The 18,204-nt window shown below is 68.6% G+C and carries 18 protein-coding genes and 1 pseudogene; 6 read left to right on the top strand and 13 right to left on the bottom strand.

Annotated elements, in window-relative coordinates; genetic code table 11:
- Positions 1–54 precede the first annotated feature (54 nt).
- The 9 genes and pseudogenes from lwrS to ACQUQ0_RS04055 all read right to left on the bottom strand — a co-directional run bounded on the left by lwrS (position 55) and on the right by ACQUQ0_RS04055 (position 7,788).
- Positions 55–426, bottom strand: coding sequence for an LWR-salt protein (lwrS, locus tag ACQUQ0_RS04095; RefSeq protein WP_435183327.1), 372 nt, complete (start codon positions 424–426; stop codon positions 55–57).
- A gap of 5 nt (positions 427–431) precedes the next feature.
- The gene (locus ACQUQ0_RS04090; RefSeq protein ID WP_372391279.1) at positions 432–707 is read right to left on the bottom strand and encodes a 4a-hydroxytetrahydrobiopterin dehydratase; all 276 of its coding nucleotides are present in this window, start codon (positions 705–707) and stop codon (positions 432–434) included.
- Positions 708–778: 71 nt separating this feature from the next.
- Positions 779–2,122 (bottom strand): glutamyl-tRNA reductase, encoded by a 1,344-nt coding sequence (gene hemA, locus ACQUQ0_RS04085; RefSeq protein ID WP_435183325.1) that lies wholly within the window; start codon positions 2,120–2,122, stop codon positions 779–781.
- Complete coding sequence (locus tag ACQUQ0_RS04080) at positions 2,107–2,811, bottom strand: precorrin-2 dehydrogenase/sirohydrochlorin ferrochelatase family protein (RefSeq protein WP_435183323.1); 705 nt, start codon at positions 2,809–2,811, stop codon at positions 2,107–2,109. The genes hemA and ACQUQ0_RS04080 overlap by 16 nt, the downstream gene beginning before the upstream one ends.
- Before the next feature lie 70 nt (positions 2,812–2,881).
- Positions 2,882–3,949 carry a siroheme decarboxylase subunit beta gene (ahbB, locus tag ACQUQ0_RS04075; RefSeq protein WP_435183321.1) on the bottom strand — a complete coding sequence of 356 codons (1,068 nt, stop codon included), beginning with the start codon at positions 3,947–3,949 and terminating at the stop codon, positions 2,882–2,884.
- 66 nt (positions 3,950–4,015) lie between these two features.
- Entirely contained in the window at positions 4,016–5,398 is a 1,383-nt protein-coding gene (locus ACQUQ0_RS04070; RefSeq protein ID WP_435183319.1) for an MEDS domain-containing protein, read from the bottom strand.
- Between the two features lie 155 nt (positions 5,399–5,553).
- Positions 5,554–6,417, bottom strand: a pseudogene (locus tag ACQUQ0_RS04065) (MFS transporter); the annotation flags it as partial.
- Positions 6,414–7,325: a methyl-accepting chemotaxis protein gene (locus ACQUQ0_RS04060; RefSeq protein ID WP_435183318.1), complete on the bottom strand. Its 912-nt coding sequence runs from the start codon at positions 7,323–7,325 to the stop codon at positions 6,414–6,416. The gene ACQUQ0_RS04060 and the pseudogene ACQUQ0_RS04065, both read right to left, overlap by 4 nt.
- A gap of 64 nt (positions 7,326–7,389) precedes the next feature.
- Positions 7,390–7,788 carry a DUF5778 family protein gene (locus ACQUQ0_RS04055; RefSeq protein ID WP_372391300.1) on the bottom strand — a complete coding sequence of 133 codons (399 nt, stop codon included), beginning with the start codon at positions 7,786–7,788 and terminating at the stop codon, positions 7,390–7,392.
- Between the two features lie 111 nt (positions 7,789–7,899).
- Between ACQUQ0_RS04055 and ACQUQ0_RS04050 the strand changes: the two genes are divergently transcribed.
- On the top strand, positions 7,900–8,808 hold the full coding sequence (locus tag ACQUQ0_RS04050; protein ID WP_435183316.1) for an MBL fold metallo-hydrolase: 909 nt from the start codon (positions 7,900–7,902) through the stop codon (positions 8,806–8,808).
- Between the two features lie 53 nt (positions 8,809–8,861).
- Positions 8,862–9,152: a hypothetical protein gene (locus tag ACQUQ0_RS04045; RefSeq protein WP_435183314.1), complete on the top strand. Its 291-nt coding sequence runs from the start codon at positions 8,862–8,864 to the stop codon at positions 9,150–9,152.
- 203 nt (positions 9,153–9,355) lie between these two features.
- On the opposite strand, the gene ACQUQ0_RS04040 is transcribed toward ACQUQ0_RS04045, so the two are convergent.
- Entirely contained in the window at positions 9,356–11,293 is a 1,938-nt protein-coding gene (locus ACQUQ0_RS04040; protein ID WP_435183312.1) for an aldehyde ferredoxin oxidoreductase family protein, read from the bottom strand.
- Positions 11,294–11,495: 202 nt separating this feature from the next.
- On the opposite strand from ACQUQ0_RS04040, the gene ACQUQ0_RS04035 reads away from it, so the two are divergent.
- The 3 genes from ACQUQ0_RS04035 to ACQUQ0_RS04025 all read left to right on the top strand — a co-directional run bounded on the left by ACQUQ0_RS04035 (position 11,496) and on the right by ACQUQ0_RS04025 (position 14,406).
- Positions 11,496–12,593, top strand: coding sequence for an archaeosine biosynthesis radical SAM protein RaSEA (locus ACQUQ0_RS04035; protein WP_435183310.1), 1,098 nt, complete (start codon positions 11,496–11,498; stop codon positions 12,591–12,593).
- Between the two features lie 90 nt (positions 12,594–12,683).
- Complete coding sequence (locus ACQUQ0_RS04030) at positions 12,684–13,976, top strand: hypothetical protein (protein WP_435183308.1); 1,293 nt, start codon at positions 12,684–12,686, stop codon at positions 13,974–13,976.
- Positions 13,969–14,406: a type IV pilin N-terminal domain-containing protein gene (locus tag ACQUQ0_RS04025; protein ID WP_435183307.1), complete on the top strand. Its 438-nt coding sequence runs from the start codon at positions 13,969–13,971 to the stop codon at positions 14,404–14,406. Before ACQUQ0_RS04030 ends, ACQUQ0_RS04025 begins: the two co-directional genes overlap by 8 nt.
- A gap of 25 nt (positions 14,407–14,431) precedes the next feature.
- Here ACQUQ0_RS04025 and purQ read toward each other — a convergent pair whose 3' ends face one another.
- The 3 genes from purQ to ACQUQ0_RS04010 all read right to left on the bottom strand — a co-directional run bounded on the left by purQ (position 14,432) and on the right by ACQUQ0_RS04010 (position 16,534).
- On the bottom strand, positions 14,432–15,109 hold the full coding sequence (gene purQ / locus ACQUQ0_RS04020) for a phosphoribosylformylglycinamidine synthase I (protein WP_435183305.1): 678 nt from the start codon (positions 15,107–15,109) through the stop codon (positions 14,432–14,434).
- Between the two features lie 55 nt (positions 15,110–15,164).
- On the bottom strand, positions 15,165–15,419 hold the full coding sequence (gene purS / locus ACQUQ0_RS04015; protein WP_372391315.1) for a phosphoribosylformylglycinamidine synthase subunit PurS: 255 nt from the start codon (positions 15,417–15,419) through the stop codon (positions 15,165–15,167).
- A gap of 80 nt (positions 15,420–15,499) precedes the next feature.
- Positions 15,500–16,534, bottom strand: a complete 1,035-nt coding sequence (locus tag ACQUQ0_RS04010; protein ID WP_435183303.1) for a phosphoribosylaminoimidazolesuccinocarboxamide synthase — start codon at positions 16,532–16,534, stop codon at positions 15,500–15,502.
- Between the two features lie 195 nt (positions 16,535–16,729).
- Between ACQUQ0_RS04010 and cofH the strand changes: the two genes are divergently transcribed.
- The gene (cofH, locus tag ACQUQ0_RS04005) at positions 16,730–18,157 is read left to right on the top strand and encodes a 7,8-didemethyl-8-hydroxy-5-deazariboflavin synthase subunit CofH (RefSeq protein ID WP_435183302.1); all 1,428 of its coding nucleotides are present in this window, start codon (positions 16,730–16,732) and stop codon (positions 18,155–18,157) included.
- Positions 18,158–18,204: the final 47 nt, after the last annotated feature.

Raw genomic sequence — 18,204 nt, 5'->3', positions numbered from 1 at the left:
GGCACGACGGTCCGGGAGCCGGATGCGGAAGTGCCGACTGTTCGCCATCGCGACTCAGCCGTCGATGACTCGCAGACTGGAGCCGAGGTGCCGGTGAAGCACCTCGCGGGGACCATCGCCGCCGAACGCCTCGGGTTGGGACTCGATGGCGTCCGCCAGCGCCGTCCGGTACGCCTCGTCGAGGCGGAGTTCGCTGAACTGCACGTCCTCGACCGGCGCCGCGACCCACGATTCGGCCAGGTCGCGAGCGTACGCCCCGTCGTTCACCGCGCCGCGCCAGAGCGCGTCGCGGAAGAGCAGCCAGCCCTCCTCGCCGGGGTCGGCGGCCTCGACCTCGACGACCGTCTCGACGGTCGCGGGGGTGACGGCCACGTCGTCGCGGGCCCGCAGGCGGACCGTGACGCGGAAGACGTACGCGGCGCGCACGTGCCTCAGTACTCGGCGTCGAAGAGGTTCGCCAGTCGGATGTCCTGGCCGGTGATCCCGCCCTCCTCGTGGCTCGTCAGGCGCACCTCGACCTCCTTGTAGCCCACGCGGATCTCCGGGTGGTGGAACTCCTCTTCGGCGACCTCGCCGACCTGGGTGACGAAGGCGATGCCCGAGAGGTAGTCGTCGAACTCGTAGGTTCGGACGATCTCGTCGCCGTCGCGCTCCCACTCGCCGGGGAGTCGCGTCCGGATCTCGTCGTCTGAGAGTAGCTCGGCCATACCTAGGGTGTCTCTCGCCGGGCGGATAACGTTTCGCCTCGGACCGACCGCGCCGGCAGAACCGGGCGGCGTCAGTCGTCGGAGATGCTCTCGAGAACGTACTGCGGGACCTCGGAGTCGCCGCGCTCGGGGTCGTTCGATCCGGCACCCGTACGGCCGGTCGGAGCGTCCCCGAACTCGGGGTTGAAGAGCGCCATCGCGGTCTGGATCGTCGACCAGTCGTCCTCGACGGCGGCCTCGCGGAGGCTCTTCGTCGGCGCCGAGAGCAGCTGTCCGACGAGCGCGTCCGCCATCGACTCGACGATCTCGCGTTCCTCCTCGGAGAGGTCGCCGTCGGAGTGCGCTTCGAGCCGCGAGAGGGCCGTCTCGACCTCCCGGGACTTCACCCGCTCTGCGGCCTCGTACATCTTGCTGATCGCCTCGTCGGCCTGCCGCCGCTTGTAGGCGTCGAGCAGCCGGTCGAACTCCTCGTCGATCATCGCTTCGACCGCCTCGGCGGCGTCCTGTCTGATCTCGCGGGTCTCCTCTGTGACCGACTCCAGGGCGTCGATGTCGTGGACGACGACCTCGTCGACGGTCGCGGCGTCGGGGTCGACGTCGCGCGGCTGGGCGAGGTCGATGAGCAGCGTCTCGCCCGCGCCGTCGACGTCCCCGGGGCCGAGGAGGTACTCGGGGTGGCTCGTCGCGGTGACGACGATCGTCGCGTCCGGCAGGACGTCGCCGACGCCGTCGATCGGGATCGCGCGGGCCTCGGTGTCGACCGTCTCCGCGAGGTGCTCGGCGTGCGGCACCGTGCGGTTGGCGACGATCAGTTCGGCCACGCCCGCGTCGGCCAGCGCCTCGGCGGTGAGCTTGCCCATCTCGCCGGCGCCGACGACGAGCGCGACCGCGCCCGCGAGGTCGGCCTCCGTCCCGGCGAGTCGGACGGCCGCCGAGCCGATCGAGGTCACGCCCTCGTTGATCTCGGTCTCGGTCCGGGCGCGCTCGCCGACGTGGACGGCCTTGGTCAGCCCGGTCTCCAGGATCGGACCGAGGGCGCCGAGTCCCCGGGCGGTCTCGACCGCGCGCTTGAACTGGCCGAGGATCTGGTCCTCGCCGAGAACGAGCGACTCAAGCCCCGCGGCGACGCGCATCAGGTGGACGAGGCTCTCCTCGTGGCCCGTCTCGACGACCACGTCGTCGTCGACGCTCGACTCGAACGGGGCGAGCGCGCGCCGCCCGGCGGCGACGCTGTCGGCGACGACGTAGACCTCGGCGCGGTTGCACGTCTGGATGGCGAACGCCTCGCTGACGCCGTCGCGACTCAGCAGATCCTCGATCACCGTGCGGACGTCCTCGCCCGCCGCGGCCTCGATCTGGTCGACGCTGGCCCTGTCGTGCGACACACGAGCGCCACAGATCACTCCGGTTTCCATCGGTCACCCCCCGTGTTCCGTATCACGCGTGTCGCCTCTCGGCGAGGATTGGACGCCCCCGTACGTAAAGCCTTCCAAACTTCCGGGTTTCTCACAACCGCCCGAATCGCATCACGACGCGTCGCCGGATCGAGGTCGGAAGCGCGGAGCTCCCGCCGCAGGTCCGCCGTCAGTTCGGCCATCGCCTCCGCGCCGTCGATCTCGGCCTCGATCCGCTCGCGGAGGTGCTTCGCGAGCGCGGGGCTCCGCCCGCCGGTCGAGATCGCGACCCGGACGTCGCCGTCTTCGGCGGTCGCAGGCACGACGACGTCGCGGTGACCGCCGTCGTCGACCGCGGCCGCCGATTCCGCGTCTCCTTCGTCGCCGTCGACGCTCGCGCTCCGGTCGGCGCGATTGAGGAGGACGCCGCGCTCGCGACTCGCCGCGGCGACGGCGTCGTTCACGCGCTCGCTGTCGGTCGCGGCGACGACGAGCGCGGGCTCCGTCCGGTCGAACCACGCGGGGACGTCGTCCGGATCGGGGCGAGCGCGAACCAACTCCGCGCCGCCGAAGTCGGCGTTGGCGAAGTCGGGACTGACGACGACGACTCGCGCCTCCGCAGCGAAGCGGCGCGCCTTCCGCGCGCCGACTGAGCCGCCACCGAAGACCAGCACCGTCTCGCCGGTGAAGTCGTGGTACAGGGGGATCATCGGCTGACACCTCCGTCGCGACGTCGGGGGCGTCCCCGACTGCGGTCGTCTGCCCGTGTACTGTCCGCGGTCACTCTGTGTTCGCCGCCGCGCGTTCGTCCAGACGGATGCCCGTCTTCTTCAAGATTCGCGTCGAGAACAGCGTGTCCCAGTCGCCGTCGTCGACGTCCCAGTGTGCTTCCATCGTCTCGCGCACCCGCTCGATGCGGCGGTCGCTCTCCGCCTCGGAGCGACCGTGGGTCATCGCGAAGAAGTTGTACGGCCAGACGCCCTCGTGTCGCGGCCGGTGGTAGCAGTGGGTGACGAAGGGCAGCGAGGCCACCGCGGGGCCGACCGTCGCGAGGCGGTCGTCGGGGACGTCCCAGACGGTCATCCCGTTTTCCGTGTAGCCGAGCGCGTAGTGGTTCGGGACGACGCCGACCCGACGGACCTTCCCCTCGCGCTCGAAGCGCTTTATCCTCTCGACGACGCACTCGGTGTCCTGGCCGATCGCGTCGGCGACGTCCGCGTACGGCGTCGCCGTGATCGGCAGTCCGCCCTGAATCTCGACGACGAGGTCGCGCTCGGCCGGCGTCAGCGTCTTTCTCCCTTCGGGCGTCACGTCGGGCCCGAGATCCGAGCGGTCGACGTCGCCGTCGGCGATCGGCCCGTCGACCAGGAACTTCGCCTCGACCCGAAACTCCTCCTGCTTCGGCAGATTGTACGTCTCCTGGCCGGTCTCGGCCTCGATCTCGGCGAGGACTTCCTCGACTCGGTCCTCGTCGGCGACGCTGACGACGAACCACATATTCAGGTGCGGGTGCTCGCGCTCGTAGTTGTGTGCGACCTCTCGGTGGGCGTTGACCGCCTCGGCCACCTCCTCGAAGCGCTCCTCGGGCGCGTGCATCGCGACGAGCGTCGCGGTCCCGCCGATCTCCTCGGCGTTCACGAGCGCCCCGAAGCGGCTCAGCGTGCCCGCCTCGTCGAGGTCGCGGACGCGCTCGACGAGCTCGTCCGCGGTCACGTCGATCCCGCGCTCGCGGAGGGCGGCCGCGGCCGGCTCGAACGGCCGCTCGACGACCGGAAAGCCGCCCTGGAACGCGTTGATGACGGCGCGGTCGAGGTCCGACAGCGCCGCCTCTCCAGCTGTGTCGCTCATAGCGATCGTTCGGGGTCGCGCGAGGATAAGCGTCTCGGAGGCGTCCGATCAGGACGCCGAGACGGGTCAGACGACGGACGACGCGGGGAGTTCGATGCGGACCCGGCACTCGTCTTCGCCCTGCGGGAACGCCAGCGACCCGTTGGAGTTCTCGGTGATCCACTTCACCATCCAGAGCCCGATCCCGCGGCCGTGCAGGAGCGAGGTCTCGCGGCCGCGCCGGAGCGCCCGCTGGTCGTCCTCGGGGATCGGCTCGCCGGGGTTCACGACGTCGATCGCGACGGCGTCGCCGCGGCGCCGCACCGAGACCGACACCGACGGCGGCGTGCGGTCCTGGTGGCGGACCGCGTTCTCGATCAGTTCCTCGACCGCCCGCGGGAGGTCCTCGTCCGCGATCACCGTCCACGGCTCGTCGACGGCGGTCGCGATCCCGGCGTCAGGGTACCGCTCGGACAGTTCGTCCGCGACCTCGTCGACGACCTGCCCGAGGTCGAACGGCTCCAGTTCGTCCCCCGAGAGCGTCTGTTCGACGTACCGGGCCTTCTCGGAGGTCCGGGAGATGTTCTCGGCGTACCGCCGCGCGGTCTTGATCCGCTGGCGGTCGGATTCCGAGAGGGCCTCCTCGGGGCGATGGAGGACGTCGCCGAGATAGCCGAGGACGACGTTGATCTCGTTGCGGATGTTGTGCCGCAGCGTCCGGTTCAAGACCTCGATGCGCTGTCGGCGGCGGCCGACCTCCCGCCGCGCCTGCGCCAGGCTGTAGGTCTGTTCCAGCAGCAGCTCCGCCTCCGACTGGTCGGCCTTCGACGCGCGGAACTCGCTCGGCGGCACGTAGAAGGGGTTCTCGCAGATCCGACCCCGGTAGACGATGTGCTCGTGCGTCCACAGCGCCTTCGACACCGACTCCGGATCGAACCGCGCGAGGTCGTACTGGCACATCGCCCTGACGGGCAGTTCGGGCGCGCGGGCGTCGAAGTCGGCCTCGAACTCCAGGATGTGGTCGAAGGAGTAGTCGGTGTGGAAACACCACGTGTTCTCCCCGGCGACCGCGAGCCCCCCGTAGCCGTCTTCGACCGCGTCGCGGGTGGCCGCCTGGAGCGAGTCGATCATCCGATCGGGGTCGAATCCCCCGTCGAGATACACCTCGCTGGCGTCCTCGATCAGGAGGTCGCCCGCGTCCCGACGCCGCTCGACGTCGATGTCGATCATCCGGAGCGCCGCCGCGATCTCGTTCGGATCGTTCTCGTCGTGCAGGTAGAGGACGCGCCAGCCGTCGTCGAGCTCGCGCTTCGCGAAGGCGGCGCAGGTCGCGAGCTGGGCCTCGACGGAGTGGTAAAACAGCGCGAGGTGCCGGGGGAGGTCCCGCCCGAGGAACTCCGGGAGGACCGCCTCCGGCGACAGTTCCGGCGTGCGGTCCTCCGTCCAGGCCTCCGCCGCGTTAGACCCCATACGCGACCCGTTTCCACGGGAGGCACATCTATCTTTGCTGTCGAGCGGGCGCTCGCGCCCGCGCCACCCTCAAATCACATAGCGTTTGACACCTTGAGGTTGGACGGATCGTTCTCTCCGAGGCGGCGAATATCTCGAAACAGTATCCGACAGTCTCAGTCGTCGGACGTCACGGCCGAGCTCTTCCGCGCGACGACGCCGTCGTCGGTCGCCCGTTCGGCGCGGTGCGGCTGGAAGACCCACGCCGCGAGCAGGACGATCGGGATCATCGAGACCGCGACGATCGAGTAGCCGAGGTGGAGGTTCGCGAGGAACGGTGCGGAGTAGACGAGCGGGTAGACGATCCCGCCGACGGTGCCGACGCCGCCGACGACGCCGGCCACGGCACCGGAGCTGTCCGGGAACATCGCGGGGACCTGTGCGAAGATCGCGCCCTCGGCGAAGGCACAGCCCATCCCCACGAGGAAGCCGGTCCCGACCGCCAGCAGGACTTGCCCGCTCAGGCCGGCGAGCGTCATCGCGAACATCATCAGGACGACGAAGCACAGCGAGACGAACGTCCACTGCTCGCGGTACCGACCCGTGAAGAACGGGAGGATGTCGCGCTCGTTCCGCGACAGCCGGTCGCTCACATACCCGCCGATCGGCCGGAGCAGCCCGGCGGCGACAGAGAAGGTCGCCGCGAACGTCGACGCCAACACGAGGTTCTGGGTGTTGAAGCCCTCGCGGTAGTAGGTGGCGAGCCACCCGTTCATCGACAGCTCCAGGCCGAAGGTCATCACCTAGGCCAGCGCGAGGACGAGCGTCCCGTACCGCGTGGCCGTGTAGAGCCACTCCCTGATGCTGGCGCTGTCCTTCGTCGCCTGGCGCTTGGCCTCGCTCTTTGCGGCCTCGCCGAAGACGAAGTAGACGACGGCGAGCCCGATGGCGACGACGCCGGTGTAGAAGAACGCGGCGCGCCAGCTCGTGTCGAACAACGGGCCGGCCCAGCCCGTCGGGAACACCCCCGGCAGGATCAGGCGTCATCGAGCAGCTGCCGGAACCCGTCGTTGACGTCGGCGACCATCGCGGCCTGCTCTTCGACGGCGGCGCTTATGCCGTCTGTCTCCTCGCTGATCTCCTCGGCGTTCGAGGCCGTCTGGTCGACCATCGACGCGATCTCCTCGGTGCTCGCGGCCTGCTCGTCGGTCGCGTGGGCGACCTCCTCGATTCCGGCGCTCAGTTCGTCCATCGAGTCGTCGATCTCTTCGAGGCGCGACAGCGTCGATTCGACCTTCTCGCGGCCCTCGTCGACGGCCGACTCGTTTTCTTCCAGCTCCTCGACGGCCTCCTCGGTGTCGTCCTGGATGCGGTCGACCAGCTCTTCGATGTCGTTGGCGCGGTGCTGGGACTTCTCGGCCAGCGACTTGATCTCCTCGGCGACGACCGAGAAGCCGTCGCCGGCCTCGCCCGCGCGGGCGGCCTCGATCGAGGCGTTCAGCGCCAGCAGATTCGTCTGGTCGGCGATGTCGTTTATCACCGCGACCATCTCGTCGATCGCCTCGACGCTGTCTTCGATCGCGCGGACGCGGTCGTCGAGCTCCGCGGCGGAGTCGTCGATCCGGTCCATCGCCGTGCGGGTCTCGCGCGCGGCGCTCCGGCCCTCGGAGGCGAGCTGATTCACCTGCTCGCCCTCGCTCGCGACCTCCTCGGCCGAGGAGGCGATCTCTTCGACCGCCGCACTCATATCCGATACTTCGCCCTGGACCTCGGCCATCCCGTCGGCCTGCTCCCGCGAGAGCATCGCGATCTCCTCGGTGCGCGAGGCGATGTCGTCGGAGGTGTGCTGCAGCTCCTCGATGGCGTGAGCCGCGTCTTCGACGTCTTCCTGTCCGTGAGCGGCCGCCGCGTCGGTGGCGGCGTTCGCGTTCGACTGGGGACGAGACACGCCTGGATCGACGCCCGGGCCGGTGAAAAGCGCACTGGCCCCGAGTATCAGATCCGATACTCGGTCAGGGGACGGCCGTCACGCGGTCGACGTGGTCGATCGCCGCCAGGTCCTCGGCCAGGTCGTCCTGGTCGGGGCCGGCCTCGTAGTAGAACACGATGTCGAAGGTGCCCTCCCGGAGGAGCTGTTGGCACTCCCAGACGAACGAGTCGTCGTCGAGGGTGAGCCCCTGGAACTGGTTCGAGGCGAAGTCCTCGGTGTCGTTGCCGGCGTAGATGTAGGTCTCGCCCTTTTCGGCGTGGTCGGCGATCACGTCGTTGACCGTCACCGTGAGCTCGTGCATCTCCAGGTCCTCGTCGCTCCCGAGGTCCGTGTGGACGATCGCGCCGACGAGTTCGATCTCGCCGGGTTCGAGGAGTTGCAGCGTCCGCTGGTAGAGGTCCTCGTCGAGTGTCTCGCTCATACCCGAACCCTCGAACCGGCGTGATAAACGGGTGGCGGTTTCCGTCGCGGCCGTCGTGTCTCTCGGCCCGCGGGACGGAACGCTTTTTTCGCCGCGCGTCGCGGATCCGCTATGGCTATCGGCGATCTCTCCCCCGTCGACGGCGCCGAGGACGTCTACTACGTCGACGTCGGCACGCACGGGGTTCCGCGACACGGCGCGGTCTACGTCATCGACGCCGACGAGCCCGCCTTCGTCGACACCGGGCTCGGACGCAACCGCGAGCACCTCCTGGAGGCGCTCGACGAACTCGACATCGACCGGGAGGCCGTCCGGCACGTCCTCCCGACGCACGCGCACCTGGACCACGCGGGCGGCGCGGGCTACCTCGCGGCGGCGTGTCCGAACGCGACCGTGCGGACCCACGAGGTCGGCGCGCCCCACCTCGTCGACCCCGAGCGCCTCGTCGCCGGGACGAAGGAGGCCGTCGGCGAGATGTGGGAGTACTACGCGGAGCCCGAGCCCGTGCCCGAAGACCGGATCGAAGGGCTCGAAGATGGCGACGAGATCGACCTCGGCGACCGGACCCTCTCGGTCATAGAGGCGCCGGGGCACGCGCCCCACCAGGTGGTCTTCCACGACTCGCGGGACGACCTGCTCTTCACCGGCGACGCCGCCGGGATCTACGTCCCCCAGCGCGATACGGTGCGGCAGACGACCCCGCCGCCGCAGTTCGACCTGGAGGGCTGTCTGGCGGACGTCCGGACGATCGAGGACCTCGCGCCAGCGACGCTCTGTTTCGGCCACTTCGGGCCGCGGGCGTACGACCCCGACCTGATGGAGGAGTACAAGCGCGCGCTCGTCGAGTGGGTCGAGGCCGTCCGGCAGAAGCGCGACGAGCTCGGCGACGACGAGGCCGTGATCGAACACTTCGCCGACCACTCGGAGATGGTCGAGGTCTGGGGCGAGCGCAAGGCCCGCGCGGAAGAGCGGCTGAACGCCAGCGGCGTGCTCGTCGCGCTCGACCGCGACGCGGCGTGAGAGGGGATCGTCGCCGGGTGAACGTTTTGTCGCTCGGCCGAGAATGTGGGCGTATGCTCTGCACGGCCCTGGCTCGAATTGTCGGCCGCCTGGGATCCCGCGAGCGCGACGGGATCGGGACGGGCGACGACGCGGACGTCGGCACCGCCGGCCCCGACGGGAGCGCCGGGAGCGAGTCCGAGAGCGGGAACCGTGGCGACGAGTCAGGGGGCTCGCGCTCCGTCCCGTCGGTGCTCGACTGGTCGGTCCGCTACGGCCACGGCGGCGCCGACGCCGAGGCCGACGGGGAGCTCGCGCGGGTCAGCGAGGAGGCCGACCGGCTCTCCCGTACGCGCGAGAAGTGACGGCGCCCGCGCGTCGGGTGACCTCTGACCGGAGGCGCCGCTGTGTCGTTCGACCAGCGCGATGAAAATCGGGGCGCGTGGTTCGACCCCGCCCGCGTCCGCATGCGGCCGCCGTTCCGGCGTCGCGCGCCGCGACGACGCCCACGATCCGGGCTCAGGACCGGATCGGCATCAGTGTTGCCGTCCGAGGGCGGCGGGTGCGATCAGTCGTCGGCCGGGGCCGGGCTGTCGCCGCTGGAGACGCCCGTGCCGGGGCCGACCTCGATGCCGAGCTCGTCGAGGCGCTCGTCGGGGACGACGCCGTCGACCCACTCGCGGCGCTCGTAGTACTCCTCTTTCATCTTCTCGAGCTCGCAGAGCTCGCCCTCGACGCCGCCCTGGCCGGGGATCGCCTCGTCGCCCTCGACGAACCGACCCGGCAGCGAGTCGTCGTCGCCGTCGAAGCCGACCAGGTTGTTGTAGTAGCGTTCGAGGGTGTAGATGCGGTCGCCCGCCTCCATCAGTTCGTCCTCGGTGACGTCGCGACCGGTCATCCCGTTGTACTGCGCGACGTACTCGTCGATGCCCTCGGCGAAGGCGTTGAATTTGCAGATGTCGAAGGAGTCCGAGATCGCGTGGAGGTCCTGGAAGAGCGCGCAGAGCTCGCCCTTGCCCTCCCACTCGCTCGGGTCGACCTTCTCCGGGATGCCGAGGATTTCGGCCGACGGCGTGTAGCCGCGCAGGTGGCACGCGCCGCGGTTGGAGGTGGCGTAGCCGATGCCCATTCCCTTCATCGCGCGCGGGTCGTAGGCCGGGATCGTCTGGCCCTTCACCGCGAGGGAGTTGTCGTGGGCGTCGCGCGCCTCGGCGATGCGGCGGGCGCCCTTCGCCAGCAGCTCGCCGAGTTCGGAGCTGTGGTGTCCGATCTCGTCGAGCAGCTCGATCATGTGCTCGGCGTCGCCCCACTCGATCCCGTCGTCGAGGTCGTCGAGCTTGCCCTGCTCTGTCATCTCCATCGCCATCGCGATCATGTTCCCGGCCTCGATGGTGTCGATGCCGAGGTCGTTGCACTTGTTGATCATCACCGCGATGGAGTCGCGGTCGTCGTTCATCGAGTTCGGGCCGAGCGCGAACGCCGACTCGTACTCGTAGGACTCGCCGCGGACGTTTAGCTCCTCGCCCTTGTGCTCGTAGGTAACCTCGGTCTCCTTCTTACAGGCGACCGGACAGGAGTGACACGTCGGCTCGTCGACGAGGATGTTCTCGCGGACGTTCTCACCGGAGACGTTCTCGGCGTCGATGTTGGGTTCGCTCGGGTCCGCGTCGGCCTCGGAGTGGGTCGAGGTGTACCTGCCATTTCGCGTCGGCAGTCCGTCCATCTCCTCGGTGAGGTTCATCAGGACGTTGGTGCCGTACAGCGAGAGGCCGCCCTCGTTGGGGCCGGTGACGTCGGACTCGCGGATGAGGTTCATCGCCTCCTGGTAGCCCTCGGTGAACGTCTCGGGATCGGCGGGCTTGGGCATCCGCGTGCCCGATTTGATCACGATGGCCTTGAGGTTCTTCGAGCCCATCACACAGCCCGTGCCGCCGCGGCCCGAGGCGCGGTCGTCCTCGTTGACGATGCAGGCGTACTTGATGCCGTTCTCGCCGCCCGGACCGATCGCCATCGCCGAGAGGTTCTTGCCGAACTGGCCGTCGTGGTCCGCCTCGATCTTGTCCATCGCGTCGTGGACGCCGAGGCCCCACAGGTCGGAGGCGTCCCGGAGTTCGACCTCGCCGTCCTCGACGTAGGCGTAGACCGGCTCGTCGGCCTGCCCCTCGAAGAGCAGGCCGTCGAAGCCCGACCACTTGAGTCGGGCGCCGGACCAGCCGCCGTGGTGGGAGTCGGTGACCGTCCCCGTCAGCGGCGATTTCGTACAGACGGCGATGCGACCGCTCATCGGGGCCTGGGTGCCCGTGAGCGGGCCGTTCATAAACGCCAGCAGGTTCTCCGGGCCCTCGGGGTCGACGTCGACGCCCTGGTCGAAGACGTACTTCACGCCGAGGCCGCGTCCGCCGATGTACTTCTTCGCGTCCTCGTCGTCGATGCCCTCGTACTGCACGTCGCCGCTCGACAGGTCGATGCGCGCGACGTGATCGTTGAATCCGCCTAAATCTGTCATAGTTATTGCCCGTGTTTACATAGGGCCCGAATTCTGTTAGGCGTTGCCACGAGCGAATAACGACATTCGGTTACGGCGCGGACCGACGCGTCGGCGACGGGATCGACGGACCGCACACAGGACCGCAGACAGGCGTCGCGGCGCGCTCGCGGGGGCCGCACAGACGGAGGAGATATACCGGCCCGCCGGCTACGGGGCGGTAATGAGTCAGCCGAGCCCCGAAATCTACGAGCGCGGGAAGGGGATGGACGCCCACAATCAGGTGATGCGGGAGATCCGCTCGCAGAAGGACAAGCACTACGACCCCCACGAGCCGACGCGCGTCTGGCTCGACGAGGACAACACGCCCGACGGCGTGGTGCAGTCGCTGACGATCATCCTCAACACCGGCGGCTGTCGGTGGGCCCGCGCCGGCGGTTGCACGATGTGCGGGTACGTCGCCGAGTCCGTCGAGGGCGGTAGCGTCGCCCACGACGCGCTGATGGACCAGATCGAGGTCTGCCTGGAGCACGAAGCCGAAAACGCCGACGAGCCCGCCGACCTGATCAAGATCTACACCTCCGGGTCGTTCCTCGACGAGCGGGAGGTCGGTGAGGAAACACGACAGGCGATCGCCGAGACGTTCGCCGACCGGCAGCGGATCGTCGTCGAGTCGCTCCCCGACTTCGTCGAGCGCGAGAAGATCGCCGACTTCACCGACGTCGGCCTGTCGACGGACGTCGCCGTCGGCCTGGAGACCGCGACCGATCGCGTCCGCCACGACTGCGTGAACAAGTACTTCGACTTCGCGGACTTCGAGGCCGCCTGCGCAGAGGCGCGCGACGCCGACATCGAAGCGAGCGGCGTCGACGCCGGCGTGAAGGCCTACCTCCTGATGAAGCCCCCGTTCCTCTCGGAGTCGGAGGCGATCGAGGACATGGTGTCGTCGATCCGGCGGTGCGCGAAGGTCGACGGCTGCCACACCGTCTCGATGAACCCCACGAACGTCCAGCGGTACACGATGGTCGACGAGCTATTCTTCGAGGGCGGCTACCGCCCGCCGTGGCTCTGGTCGGTCGCGGAGGTGCTGGACCGCACCGCCGACGTCGACGCGATCGTCGTCTCCGACCCCGTCGGACACGGCTCCGATCGGGGCGCGCACAACTGCGGCGAGTGCGACGACCGGGTGCAAAAGGCGATCAAGGACTTCGACAAGCGGCAGGACCCCGCGGTCTTCGAGCAGGTCGCCTGCGAGTGCGAGGCCACCTGGGAGTACGTCGTCGAGGCCGAGACGAGCTACGGGATGCCGCTGTCCCGCTGATACTGAGCATCCTCAGTATGAGAGCCGCCGATTCCGCGATTCGATAACGGCGTACCAGCATTAATAGCCCTGGCCCGCCGAGGGGGCGGTATGGAGTTCCGGCGGGACGACCGGGGGGTCTCGGGGGTGATCGGCGCGGTCCTCATCTTGGGGTTTCTGATCATCCTGCTGTCGATCTACCAGGCGTCGTACGTGCCGAGCGAGAACGAGGGGATCGAGTTCGCGCACAGCCAGCAGGTCCAGAACGATATGCTGGAGGTGCGGAACGCGATCCTCTCGGCGGACGCCAGCGGCGAGACCACCTACAGTTCGGTCAAACTCGGGACCCGCTATCCCGTCCGGGTCCTCGGCATCAATCCGCCGCCGGCCTCGGGAACGCTTCGGACCGGTCCGCCCGAGCCGGTGAGCGTCGTCGACGGCGGCGGCACGCCGGTCTCGGACCTCTGTCCGTCCGCCGGGACGATCCAGACGCGGACCCTCGAATACGACCCCGGCTACAACGTCTATCAGAACGCGCCGACGATCGTCTACGAGAACACGGTCCTGTACCTGAACTTCAGCGGCCGGACGGTGCTCCTGACCGGCCAGCAGCTGGTTCAGGGCGACACCGTGACGATCCGCCCGCTGAACACCAGCCTCTACGAGGTCGGCGTGGGACGGACCTCCGTCGAGGCGGTGCCGGGGAACGTCAACGACCAGGGAATCGACGACGCCAACGTGACCGTTCCGACGGGGCTCAGCGAGGACGCCTGGGAGGGGCTCCTGTCCGGCCAAGTCGACCCGGCGAACGTGAACGTCTCCAACGGCAATCTGACGGTCGATTTCTCCGGCGACGTCACGGTGGCGTGTTCGCCGATCGGGCTGAACGAGGCGCCCGCCGGCGGGGCGCGGCAGACCGATGGCGGCGGAATCAACCCCGCGGGGCCGAACGAGGTGTACCTGCAGTCGATCGGACAAGTAGAAAATCAAGATACAATCAACATTACTTTGAATAATACCGCCAATCGGGATACTAATATTACGCAGGCCCGGATGTCGTTCTATTTCAGTGCGAAGGAGACCGGAGGAGGTTCGGTTGACCCTTATGACATCCGTAACGCGACTACGGGTGCGGTGTATGCCGATAATTTCTACATTAGAGACCCAATGCAGCCACTCGATCCGGATATCGAGCTTTCCGGAAATAATACCGAGACAACGCTCTCATTCGTATTTAACGGAGGACAAAGGATAGAGGAAAAAGATTTCTTCGTCGTCGAGTTCCGCTTCGAAAACGGCGAGAAGGCGACGTACTTCGTCGATATCCCGAAGCTAAACGGCAATCCTGGAGGTTCTGATTCAGGAAAGAGTCAATCCGCTAGTCCGGGGGGAGGCAATGCTTGATTCCCGTGCGCAGAGCGAAACGATCGGCACGCTCCTCATCACCGGGATCGTCATCCTCTCGACAGTCACGGTGGGCGTGGGACTCCTCGCCAGTTACGAACACCAGGTGAGTGCCGAACCCCCGCCGGCGGATTTCCGAACCGAACTGAACGCAACGTCCCTCACGCTCACGCACGTCGGCGGCGAGGACTTCCCGCTCGCGGAACTCGATCTCGTGCTCAGGAACGAGACCGCCGAGCAGCGGTACGACCTGGACAGTCTGAACGAGTCTCAGCCCGATCTCGACGGCGACGCCCTGTTCGAGGGCGGGGAGTCGGTGACGGTCAACGCCTCGCACTCACAGTCCGGGCGGATCCGGATCCTCCTGATAGAGACGTCGGACGGCGGCGCGGTCCTCTACGAAGAGTACAAGTCGGTGACGGGCGAGTGAAGACGACGGAGATGAAAACCGCCGCTCAGGCGAACGCCGACAGCACGCCCTGACCGTCGGTGCTCCGGCCGAGGTCGGGGAGCGTCGCCCGCTCGGGGTGGGGCATCAGCACCGCGACGTGGTCCGACTCGCCGGTGATGCCGGCGACGTTGCCGCGGGAGCCGTTGGGGTTCGCGGTATCCGTTATGTTGCCCGCCGGATCGCAGTACCGAAAGAGGATCCGGTCGTCGGCGACGAGGTCGTCGTACCTCGACTCCGAGATCTCGAAGCGGCCCTCGCCGTGGGCGATGGGGACCTCGATCACGTCGCCCTCGTCGTAGGCGGCCGTCCACGGCGTCTCGGCGTTCTCGACGCGCAGGTGGACGGGCTCGCACTGGAAGCGCGCGCTGGCGTTCGTGGTGAACGCGCCGGGGGTGAGCTTCGACTCGCAGCCGATCTGGGCGCCGTTGCAGACGCCGAGTACGGGCGTTCCCGCCTCGGCCGCCGCGCGGACGTCGTCCATAATCGGCGAGCGCGCGGCCATCGCCCCCGCGCGGAGGTAGTCCCCGTAGGAGAAGCCGCCCGGGAGGACGACGCCGTCGACGTCGCTCGGGAGGCCATCTTCGTGCCAGACGCGCTCGGCGTCGACGCCGAGGTGCGAGAGCGCGCGGACGGCGTCGCGGTCGCAGTTGGAGCCGCCGAACTGGACGACAGCGACTGTCACGGCGACCACCGCTCGTGGGGAGCGACGAGAGTCGCCGTCGGTGAGACTGCGACAGTCATTCCGCTTCCGCCACCTCGACGTCGTAGTCGTGGATGGTCGGGTTCGCCAGCAGCCGCTCGGCCATCTCGTCGGCCCGTTCGGCCGCCGCCTCCGCCGAGTCGGCGTCGAGGTCGACCTCGAACTGGTCCGCCGAGCGGAGCGCGTCCAGCTCGAACCCCAGGCGTTCGAGCGCGCGCTTCGTCGTCTCCGCCTCGGGGTCCAAGACGCCCCGCTTGAGGCGGACGGTCACCGTCGCGGTGTAGGTCGTCATCGGGCGAACGTGCGCGGTCGTGTGTAAAAGTCGTTTTGGACTGGCTCGGGTGTACACGAACGTGAACTGGTCGGCCGGAGTCAGAGGTCGCGGACGCGGTCCACCGCGGCCCCGACGTCGGGGGCGTCGAACCACTCCGTGCCGGTATAGGCGTTCGTGCCCGCGGCGTAGAGGTCCGAGACGGCCTGGAGCACGTCGTCGGGGAGCGGGTCCGGCGAGCGCTCGCAGAGCCCGCGCCAGTCGGCGACGCCGCCCTCGCGCGCTCGGGACTTCGCGGCGGAGACGGCCTCGACCCACTCGGGGTCGGTCCGCTTGTAGTACTGCCGGACGACCTCCTTGGAGACCTCCTGGCAGTCGTACGAAAAGCGGTTCTCGTCGAAGGTGCCGACGACGTCGGCGACCCGGATCTCGCCGTCGTGGTAGAGACACTCGATCTTGCCGTCCTCGTGGACGAATCCCCTCCTTTCGGCCTCGCGGTTCAGCAGGTCGTTGACCGCGAGCGCGACGTCCTCCAACGCTCCGAGGTCGGCCGCGCCGGCGATCCGGTCGGCCTCGTCTCTGGAGAGGTAGCGATCCTGTTCTTCGTACTTCGTCGAGAACTCGACGACCGGCTCGGGCAGGTCCACGACCTCGTCGGGCCAGGCGTCGGCGTCGAGGCCGTACTCTTCGGGACTGCCGCGCGAGCGGAGACTCGACCCCACGGGGACGGTGTTCCGAAAGACGATCTCCAAGGGGATCAGGTAGTTCTCGCCCGCCGCGTCGTGGTAGGCGTCGTAGTCGTACTCGTCGTCGCCGAGGTACGGGAGGTCCGGGACCTGCGTGAGTTCGATCGCCATCTCCGTCGGCGGCGCGTCGCAGTCGCCGAGCGGGACCGGATCCGTGGCTTCGGAGTCGGGATCGGACACGCCGACGTAGTGGGTCGGGATCCCCTCCTCGTCCAGCCGCTCGAAGTTGTACGCGCCCATCGTACACAGCGACGCCCCCTTTTCCGGTATCAGATCGGGCATCTCGCCCCAGTCGAAGACGGAGTACTGATCGGTGAAGACGAACCGCCCGCGGCCGAGTTCGTCCGCCGTGGGCTCCGCCTCCACGCGGAACTCCTTGACGCTCGTCATACGCCGAACTGGCGTCGGCATCGCACAAGAAGGCTTCCACTGGCGTGTGTAGGCACCGCGTCCGTCGGACCGATCTATTCACGATCGTGACTACTGCATCCGGCGCGGCCGTCGGTCACGCGCTTCGTCGAACCGTCGAGGCCGGACCGCCGCTACCGCCCAGCTTTTTGTCCACCGACCCCGTGTCATCCGGGTATGCGCGAGACGGCTGGACGAGGGGACGGCGACGCAGATTCCGGGCCCGAAACGGGCGCCCGCGACCCCGACCTCGACTTCGAGATCGTCCCCGAGACCGACCAGTCGTTCGAGAACGCGCTGGCGAAGGCGCGGGCGGGCGAGCGCCTGACCGTCGACGACGGGATCGAACTCATCACGACCGGCACCGACCGGGCGGGGATCGACCCCGTGCGGAAGGAACAGGTCCTGGAGGCCGCAGACCGCCGGCGCGCCGAGGTGGTCGGCGAGGACGTCACCTTCGTCGCGAACCTCAACAACAACGTCACGACCGCCTGCAACACGGGCTGTCTGTTCTGCAACTTCAAGGACACCGCCCACCGGTTCGAGAGCGACCACGACGGCGAGCACGCGGGGTTCACCAAGACGCCCGCGGAGTCGCGCGCGATCGTCGACGACGCCCTCGATATGGGCATCTACGAGGTCACCTCCGTCTCGGGGCTCCACCCCGCGTTCGCGCTGAACGACGAGCATCGGGAGATCCTCGCGGCGTCCGACGACCCCGCGCGGGAGGTGAACTACAAGCCGCCCGCCGTCTACGACACCGACCCCGGCACGTACGTCGACCAGATGCGCGCGATGTCCGTCGGCGGCGTCCACCTCCACTCAATGACGCCCGAGGAGGCCCAACACGCCCGCCGCGGGACCGACTGGTCCTACGAGGAGGTCTACCGCGACCTCGCGTCGGCGGGGCTGGATTCGGCGCCCGGGACCGCCGCCGAGATCCTCGTCGAGGAGGTCCGCGAGGTGATCTGCCCGGGCAAGATCTCCACAGCGGAGTGGGTCGCGGCGATGGAGGGCGCCGTCGCCGCCGGCCTCGACGTCACCGCGACGATGATGTACGGCCACGTCGAGAACGCGGCCCACCGGGTCCGCCACCTCAAGGTGATCCGGGACCTCCAGGACCGAGTCGGGGGAATCACCGAGTTCGTCCCGCTGTCGTTCGTCCACGAGAACACGCTGCTGTTCGAGCGCGGCGTCGTCGACGGCGGCGCCAGCGACGCCGAGGACGAGCTGGTGGTCGCGGTCGCGCGGCTCTTCCTCGACAACGTCGAGAACGTCCAGTCCTCGTGGGTCAAGTTCGGCGACGCGAAGGCGCTCAAACTGCTGAACTGCGGCGCGAACGACTTCATGGGGACGATCCTCTCAGAGGAGATCACCACCCGCGCGGGCGGCACCTACGGGGAGTTCCGCTCGTTCGACGACTACGTCGAGATGATCGGCGCGATCGGTCGCCCGGCGGTCGAGCGCTCGACGGACTACCGGACGCGGCGGCCGATCGACCCCGACGACGGCCCGCACGGCCCCGAACTCGGCCCGCGTGCAGACGGGACGCCGATGCTCGGGGCGTCGAGGGAGGCCGACGAGGGGATGGCCGCGGACGACTGACGCCGCGGCGAACGATCGCGGACCGGACGGCGCCGGAGTCTTTTACC

Source organism: Halobellus sp. EA9, from assembly GCF_051195055.1.
Lineage (GTDB): Archaea > Halobacteriota > Halobacteria > Halobacteriales > Haloferacaceae > Haloquadratum > Haloquadratum rubicundus.
This window is presented reverse-complemented; position numbering and strand designations above follow the sequence as displayed.